This is a genomic window from Streptomyces hokutonensis, assembly GCF_042751305.1.
GTDB lineage: Bacteria > Actinomycetota > Actinomycetes > Streptomycetales > Streptomycetaceae > Streptomyces > Streptomyces hokutonensis_A.
In genome coordinates, this window is the sequence record NZ_JBHYWD010000014.1 from 232,875 (window position 1) to 240,275 (window position 7,401).

Sequence of the window (7,401 nt, forward strand, 5' to 3'; positions counted from 1 at the left end):
CCCGTTGTCCGGGGCGACCCGCTCTCCTAACCTGACGGGCAGACCCGGGCGCGAGACGCCCGATCCCTCCTTGGCACGGGCGCGTCTGTTCCGCGTATCGCGGAGTCACTCTCGACGGGAGTCGGCATGGCGCTCGGAAATCTCTCGCGAAGATCCTTCGTTCTGCTGGCCTCCGCCTCGGCGGGCGCCCTGGCCCCGGGCGCGAAGGCGTGGGCCGCCGGCCCCTCTGCCGACCCGGCCGCACTCGCAGCTTCGTCCCCGCCCCTGGTCCGTGTCCGCTCCGCGTCGAGATCGCTGCCGATTCTGGCCGCCATCGCCAACCAGTACTTCGTCAAGGAGAACCTCGACGTCGACTACGCCCAGTTCGTTTCGTCCCGCCCCACGTTCATCCAGGTCGACCAGCGTGAAATCGAGTTCATCGTCTCGGCGACGGACAACGCCATCAACTACCAGCTGAACCCGGGCAATCCGGCCGGGCGGATCCTGGACAACGTCATCGTCGCGGCGCACGACCTCGGCCTGGGGCTGGCGTTGGTGGGGGCGGCCGGGTACCCGACGGCGGAGAGCCTGCGGCATCAGCGGGTGGGGGTCGACGTCCCGCACTCCGGATTCGGACTGCCCGCCGAGAAGATCATGCTCAACGCCGGCCTGGCCGCCGGAACGGACTACACGCTGATCTCGGCCGGTAGCACGCCGGCACGTTTCCAGGGTCTGCTCGACGGGCTGTGGGAAGCGGCCATCATCAACGCCGAGGGCGTTGTGCGTGCCCGGGAAGCCGGTCTGCCCGTCATAGGGGTCGTGGCGGACACCGTCCAGCCGTACCAGGGAGGAATGCTCGCGTCGAGCCGCGGCTGGCTCCAGGACAACCCCGGTGCAGCGGTCCGCTTCCTCCGCGCCTTCATTCGCGGCATGACGTGGGTGTTCGACCGACGCAACCGTGACGCGGCCATCCAGTTACTGGTGGACGACGAGACCTCGCCCGAACTCGCCGCGAAGATATACGACCTCAACGTCGCAGCCGACGGTCTCTCCAGACGTGCCGCGCTAAGCCCGGCGGGCTTCCGCAACGTGCTGGAACTGCGGGCCGAGTTCAACGGCTTCGAGCTACCGCAGGACCTTGACCTGCTTGCCTCGCCGCAGGGCGGGTTGTACGACCTCGGCTATTACCGCGAGGCGGTGCGGAGTTGCGGATACCGGCCGGCTTCGGGTGCGCGCCTGTAGGGAGGGGTGGGCTGGTGTGAACGTCCCATCCGCTCCCCCTCCTCGAACTGGCCCGCCCTGCGCGGCAGTTCCGGCAAACCAGCACCTCAAGCCGCGGCAAGCTCGCACCATACGAGCTTCCCCCGGTTGCCGTTCCGGGACAGCGGCTGCCAGCCCCACTGGTCGGCGCAGGCCCGGACCAGCGCGAGGCCGCGGCCGTCCTCCGCGTCGCCGAGTTCCTCCAACTGCCTTGGCGGGTCCGGTGGTTCGGGATCCGCGTCCCAGGCCCCGAGCCGGAGGACTCCGTCGGACCATTCGACTCGCAGGGCGGCAGGCCCCTTCGTGTGCTGTACGGCGTTGGCGACCAGCTCCGTCACGAGGAGTTCGGCGGTGTCCGCCAGGCGGATCAGACCGTGCATGGTGAGGATCAGGCGGAGGGTGCGGCGGCTGACGGTGACGGCAAGCGGGTCGTTCGGGATGCGGAGGCAGTACTCCCAGGGTGGGGGTGAGGTTTCGGGCATGCGTCAACTCCGGTTCGGTGGTGAGGGGTTGGAGAGTGCCGGCGGTGGCTCTGCCGCGGCCGTCACGGCAGGACGGGGCGGTGCGCTTCCGAGGTCCGGCGTTTCCACACAGTGTGCGTCGCGTCACCGACGGTATATCTAAATATAGAGATCCGGCGAGCCGTTCGCATATTCTGACCCCCGAACGAGGAGCGCGCACAGGCGTGTTGAACCGAGGAGTGGTCGAGAGCTTTGAGGCGCGAACCAACGGCCCGCCAGCTGCGTCTGGCCACTGAGCTACGCAGGCTCCGCGAAGCGGCAGGACTCAGCTCCCGTGAGGCGGCTGCTCTGCTCGGAGTGAGCCCGGCTCAGATCACGCACATCGAGTCCGCTCTCGCGGGAGTGAGTGAGCAACGGCTCCGGCGCCTCGCATCCCATTACGCCTGCACGGACGCGGAGTTCGTCGACGCTCTCGTCGCGATGGCCGCCGACCGGACGCGAGGCTGGTGGGAGGAGTACCGAGGGGCACTACCCACCCCTTTTCTCGACCTCGCGGAACTGGAGCACCATGCCACGTTCCTGCGAGAGGTCCAGTTCCTGTTCATCCCCGGCCCGCTTCAGACAGAGGGCTACGCTCGCGCCGTCTACGCCTACCGCGTCCCGGAACTCCCGGACGAGGAACTTGAGTCGCGCGTCCGCCATCGGATGCAACGCAAGGTGATCCTCGAAGGCCCCCGCCCTACCCCGTACGAGGCGGTCGTCCACGAGGCGGCGCTGCGCATCATGGTGGGAAATCGCGCCGCCTCACGAGCCCAGCTCGCCCGCCTCGTCGAACTCTCCGAAGCCGACCACGTCACCGTGCGCGTCATCCCGTTCCAACTGGAAGCGTTCGCCGGCGCTGCGAGCGCCATGACTTATGCGGGAGGCCTCGTACCCAAGCTGGACACCGTCGTACGCGATGCGCCCCACGGTGCGGCCTTCATCGACTCCGAAGCCCAACTGGGCGCCTTTCGAACGCTTTTCCGTAAAGTGGAGGCTGCATCGCTCGACCCTGAACGGTCGCGCGACTTTATCCACAGGTTGGCGAAGGAGTTGTGAGGCACCCCATGGGCACCCCCGACAACTGGAGGAAGTCGTCCTACTCGGGCCCGGGCGACGGTGACTCCTGTGTGGAGATCGCCCATCGTCATCCGCACATAGCCATCAGGGATTCCAAGGTCCCGACCCGCGCGACCCTTACCTTCCCCGTCGAGGTCTTCACCGCCTTCATCCATAGGCTGGCGAAGGAACTGTGACCGCATGATCACGCCTGACAATTGGCAGCAGTCGTCGTACTCCGGTGGCGGCCAGGGCGATGCCTGCGTGGAGGTTGCCCGTCGTCACCTGCACATAGCCGTCAGGGACTCCAAGGCCCCGACCCGCGCCACCCTCACCCTCCCCGCCGAGGCCTTTACCGCTTTCATCGACAGGCTGGTCAAAGAGCTGTGAGGCACCCCATGGACCCCCTCGACAACTTGCGCAAGTCGTCCTACTCCGGCGCGGGCGACGGAGACTCCTGCGTGGAGATCGCCAACCGCCCCACCCGCATAGCCATACGCGACTCCAAGACCCCGGCCCGCGCCACCCTCACCTTCCCCGCCCCCGCCTTCACCGCCTTCGTCGAAGCCCTGAAGCGGCAGCACCCCCACCCCTGACTCCCCACCCCACTGTCACACCCTCCCGGTACCGTCGACCCATGCCCACCCAGCAGCCGACACCCCCGGGGAACTCCACAGGCGAGCGCCACCTCGCCGTCCTCGAAGGTGTCCTGGAGCGGATCACCTACGCCAACGAGGAGAACGGCTACACGGTCGCCCGTGTCGACACCGGCCGCGGCGGCGGCGATCTGCTCACCGTCGTGGGCGCGCTGCTCGGTGCGCAAGCCGGTGAGTCCCTGCGGATGGAGGGGCGTTGGGGGTCGCACCCGCAGTACGGCAAGCAGTTCACCGTGGAGAACTACACGACGGTCCTCCCGGCCACCATCCAGGGCATCCGCCGCTACCTCGGCTCCGGCCTCGTCAAGGGCATCGGACCCGTCTTCGCCGACCGCATCACCCAGCACTTCGGCATGGACACCCTCCAGATCATCGAGGAGGAGCCGAAGCGGCTGATCGAGGTGCCGGGGCTCGGGCCCAAGCGGACCAAGAAGATCGCCGACGCCTGGGAGGAACAGAAGGCGATCAAGGAGGTCATGCTCTTCCTCCAGACCGTCGAGGTGTCCACGTCCATCGCCGTGCGCATTTACAAGAAGTACGGCGACGCCTCGATCTCCGTCGTCAAGAACCAGCCGTACCGCCTGGCCTCCGACGTCTGGGGCATCGGCTTCCTTACCGCCGACAAGATCGCCCAGTCCGTCGGGATTCCCCATGACAGTCCGGAGCGCGTAAAGGCGGGGCTGCAGTACGCCCTCTCCCAGGCCACCGACCAGGGCAACTGCTATCTCCCCGAGGAGCGGCTGATCGCCGACGCGGTGAAGCTGCTGCAGGTCGACACCGGCCTCGTCATCGAGTGCCTCGCCGAACTCGCCCTCCCGGACGAGGAGTCGGGCGACCCCGGTGTCGTACGGGAGAAGGTCCCCGGCCCCGACGGCAGCCCCGACCCCGTCACCGCCGTCTACCTCGTCCCCTTCCACCGCGCCGAACTCTCCCTCGCCGCCCAGCTCCGCCGCCTGCTGCACTCGCCGGCGGACCGTATGCCCGGCTTCCACGACGTGGCCTGGGACAAGGCGCTGGGGTGGTTGAAGGGGCGTACGGGCGTGGAGTTGGCGCCCGAGCAGGAGGCCGCCGTCCGGCTCGCGCTCACCAAGAAGGTCGCCGTACTGACCGGTGGGCCCGGCTGCGGGAAGTCGTTCACCGTGCGCTCGATCGTCGAGCTGGCCCGCGCGAAGAAGGCCAAGGTCGTCCTCGCCGCCCCAACCGGCCGTGCCGCCAAGCGACTTGCCGAACTCACCGGCGCCGAGGCCTCGACCGTCCACCGGCTGCTGGAGCTGAAGCCCGGGGGAGATGCCGCCTACGACAAGGACAGGCCCCTGGACGCGGACCTCGTCGTGGTCGACGAGGCCTCCATGCTCGACCTCCTCCTCGCCAACAAGCTCGTTAAGGCCGTGCCCCCGGGCGCCCATCTCCTCTTCGTCGGCGATGTGGACCAGCTTCCCAGCGTCGGTGCCGGCGAGGTGCTGCGGGACATGCTGGCCGAGGGCGGTCCCATTCCCGCCGTACGCCTCACGCGCGTGTTCCGCCAGGCGCAGCAGTCCGGTGTGGTGACGAACGCCCACCGGATCAACTCCGGCCAACACCCCGTCACCGACGGCATGAAGGACTTCTTCCTCTTCGTCGAGGACGACACGGAGGAGGTCGGCCGGCTCACCGTGGACGTGGTGGCGCGCCGGATCCCGGCGAAGTTCGGGCTCGACCCGCGCCGGGACGTGCAGGTGCTCGCGCCCATGCACCGGGGACCGGCCGGCGCGGGCAACCTCAACGGGCTGCTCCAGCAGGCGATCACGCCCGGCCGGCCCGACCTCGCGGAGAAGCGGTTCGGCGGCCGGGTCTTCCGGGTCGGCGACAAGGTCACCCAGATCCGCAACAACTACGAGAAGGGCGCCAACGGTGTCTTCAACGGCACGGTCGGCGTCGTCACCTCACTCGACCCGGTGGACCAGCGCCTCACGGTGCTGACGGACGAGGACGAGGAGGTTCCGTACGAATTCGATGAACTGGACGAGCTGGCGCACGCGTATGCGGTGACAATTCACCGGTCGCAGGGAAGTGAGTATCCGGCCGTGGTGATCCCGGTCACGACGAGCGCGTGGATGATGCTCCAGCGGAACCTGTTGTATACGGCCGTCACCCGGGCCAAACAGCTGGTTGTGCTGGTCGGATCGCGCAAGGCGATCGGCCAGGCCGTGCGTACGGTGTCGGCCGGGCGGCGGTGCACGGCACTGGACTTCAGACTGACCGTAAAAAATGATCGATCAAATGAGTCATGAAGGTCACACAGCACTTCCAGTTGCCGGGGTGGAGGGGGCAGGATGAGGAAGTTGGCGGCACTGAGTGCCGCCGATAGGCCCAATGGTCGACCCCGAGTGCACTCTCCTGCGCCAAATGGGGGATGGTAGAGACAGTCAGGGCAACCTCGAAGAAGAGGCACAACGTCGGTGAGGGATGACGTGAGCGACAACTCTGTAGTACTGCGGTTCGGCGACGGCGAGTACACCTACCCGGTGATCGACAGCACCGTCGGCGACAAGGGCTTCGACATCGGGAAGCTCCGTGCTCAGACCGGTCTGGTGACGCTGGACAGCGGTTATGGGAACACCGCCGCCTATAAATCCGCCATCACCTACCTCGACGGTGAGCAGGGCATCCTCCGGTACCGCGGCTACCCGATCGAGCAGCTGGCCGAGCGTTCCACGTTCGTGGAGGTCGCCTATCTGCTGATCAACGGCGAGCTGCCGACCGTCGACGAGCTCACCGTGTTCAAGAACGACATCACGCAGCACACCCTGCTGCACGAGGACGTCAAGAACTTCTACAAGGGCTTCCCGCGCGACGCCCACCCGATGGCGATGCTGTCGTCGGTCGTCTCGGCGCTGTCCACCTTCTACCAGGACAGCCACAACCCGTTCGACGAGAAGCAGCGCAACCTCTCCACGATCCGGCTGCTCGCGAAGCTTCCGACGATCGCGGCGTACGCGTACAAGAAGTCGATCGGCCACCCGTTCGTCTACCCGCGCAACGACCTCGGCTACGTCGAGAACTTCCTGCGCATGACCTTCTCGGTCCCCGCCCAGGAGTACGACCTCGACCCGGTCGTCGTCTCCGCGCTGGACAAGCTGCTGATCCTGCACGCGGACCACGAGCAGAACTGTTCGACCTCCACGGTCCGCCTCGTCGGCTCCTCGCAGGCCAACATGTTCGCCTCGATCTCGGCCGGCATCAACGCGCTGTGGGGCCCGCTGCACGGCGGCGCCAACCAGTCGGTCCTGGAGATGCTGGAAGGCATCCAGGCCAACGGCGGCGATGTCGACTCCTTCATCCGCAAGGTGAAGAACAAGGAGGACGGCGTCCGCCTGATGGGCTTCGGCCACCGGGTGTACAAGTCCTTCGACCCGCGCGCGAAGATCATCAAGGCCGCCGCGCACGACGTCCTCTCGGCCCTCGGCAAGTCCGACGAGCTGCTGGACATCGCGCTGAAGCTCGAAGAGCACGCGCTGTCCGACGACTACTTCGTCTCGCGCAACCTCTACCCGAACGTCGACTTCTACACGGGCCTGATCTACCGGGCCATGGGCTTCCCGACCGAGATGTTCACGGTCCTGTTCGCCCTGGGCCGCCTCCCGGGCTGGATCGCCCAGTGGCACGAGATGATCAAGGAGCCCGGATCGCGTATCGGGCGTCCGCGCCAGATCTACACGGGAGTTGTCGAGCGGGACTTCGTGCCGGTCGAGGGTCGCTAGACGCTCCGCTGGGCCCGCCGGTTTTTGTCTGCGGGCCCGGTGGCGGCTGGTCGCGCAGTTCCCCGCGCCCCTGAAAGCCGCAAACAGGTCCGCTGCAACACGGCGCCCCTTCGGCTCACGCGGCCCCCCGCCCGCGGGAGCGCGTAGCGGCGGGGCGGGGTGGGCAGGCGGCCGCCCCGGGGCCGCCCGGGGCGCAGCGCGGGCGGC

8 protein-coding genes are annotated in these 7,401 nt (G+C 67.6%); 7 read left to right on the forward strand and 1 reads right to left on the reverse strand.

Going from position 1 to position 7,401, the window contains the following annotated elements; translation table 11 throughout:
- Positions 1 to 126: 126 nt before the first annotated feature.
- Positions 127 to 1,221 carry an ABC transporter substrate-binding protein gene (locus tag ACFXC1_RS32860; RefSeq protein ID WP_381249556.1) on the forward strand — a complete coding sequence of 365 codons (1,095 nt, stop codon included), beginning with the start codon at positions 127 to 129 and terminating at the stop codon, positions 1,219 to 1,221.
- Between the two features lie 86 nt (positions 1,222 to 1,307).
- Here ACFXC1_RS32860 and ACFXC1_RS32865 read toward each other — a convergent pair whose 3' ends face one another.
- Entirely contained in the window at positions 1,308 to 1,721 is a 414-nt protein-coding gene (locus ACFXC1_RS32865) for an ATP-binding protein (protein WP_381249559.1), read from the reverse strand.
- A 231-nt stretch (positions 1,722 to 1,952) separates the two neighbouring features.
- Here ACFXC1_RS32865 and ACFXC1_RS32870 point away from each other — a divergent pair, with 231 nt between their 5' ends.
- The 6 genes from ACFXC1_RS32870 (at position 1,953) to ACFXC1_RS32895 (ending at position 7,194) form a co-directional block, all read left to right on the forward strand.
- The gene (locus tag ACFXC1_RS32870) at positions 1,953 to 2,798 is read left to right on the forward strand and encodes a helix-turn-helix domain-containing protein (RefSeq protein ID WP_381249562.1); all 846 of its coding nucleotides are present in this window, start codon (positions 1,953 to 1,955) and stop codon (positions 2,796 to 2,798) included.
- A gap of 8 nt (positions 2,799 to 2,806) precedes the next feature.
- Entirely contained in the window at positions 2,807 to 2,995 is a 189-nt protein-coding gene (locus ACFXC1_RS32875; protein WP_381249565.1) for a DUF397 domain-containing protein, read from the forward strand.
- 4 nt (positions 2,996 to 2,999) lie between these two features.
- Complete coding sequence (locus ACFXC1_RS32880) at positions 3,000 to 3,188, forward strand: DUF397 domain-containing protein (RefSeq protein ID WP_381249567.1); 189 nt, start codon at positions 3,000 to 3,002, stop codon at positions 3,186 to 3,188.
- Between the two features lie 8 nt (positions 3,189 to 3,196).
- Positions 3,197 to 3,394 (forward strand): DUF397 domain-containing protein, encoded by a 198-nt coding sequence (locus ACFXC1_RS32885; protein ID WP_381249571.1) that lies wholly within the window; start codon positions 3,197 to 3,199, stop codon positions 3,392 to 3,394.
- A gap of 41 nt (positions 3,395 to 3,435) precedes the next feature.
- Positions 3,436 to 5,724: an SF1B family DNA helicase RecD2 gene (gene recD2, locus ACFXC1_RS32890; protein ID WP_381249574.1), complete on the forward strand. Its 2,289-nt coding sequence runs from the start codon at positions 3,436 to 3,438 to the stop codon at positions 5,722 to 5,724.
- Between the two features lie 180 nt (positions 5,725 to 5,904).
- Complete coding sequence (locus ACFXC1_RS32895; protein ID WP_093626980.1) at positions 5,905 to 7,194, forward strand: citrate synthase; 1,290 nt, start codon at positions 5,905 to 5,907, stop codon at positions 7,192 to 7,194.
- Positions 7,195 to 7,401 lie beyond the last annotated feature (207 nt).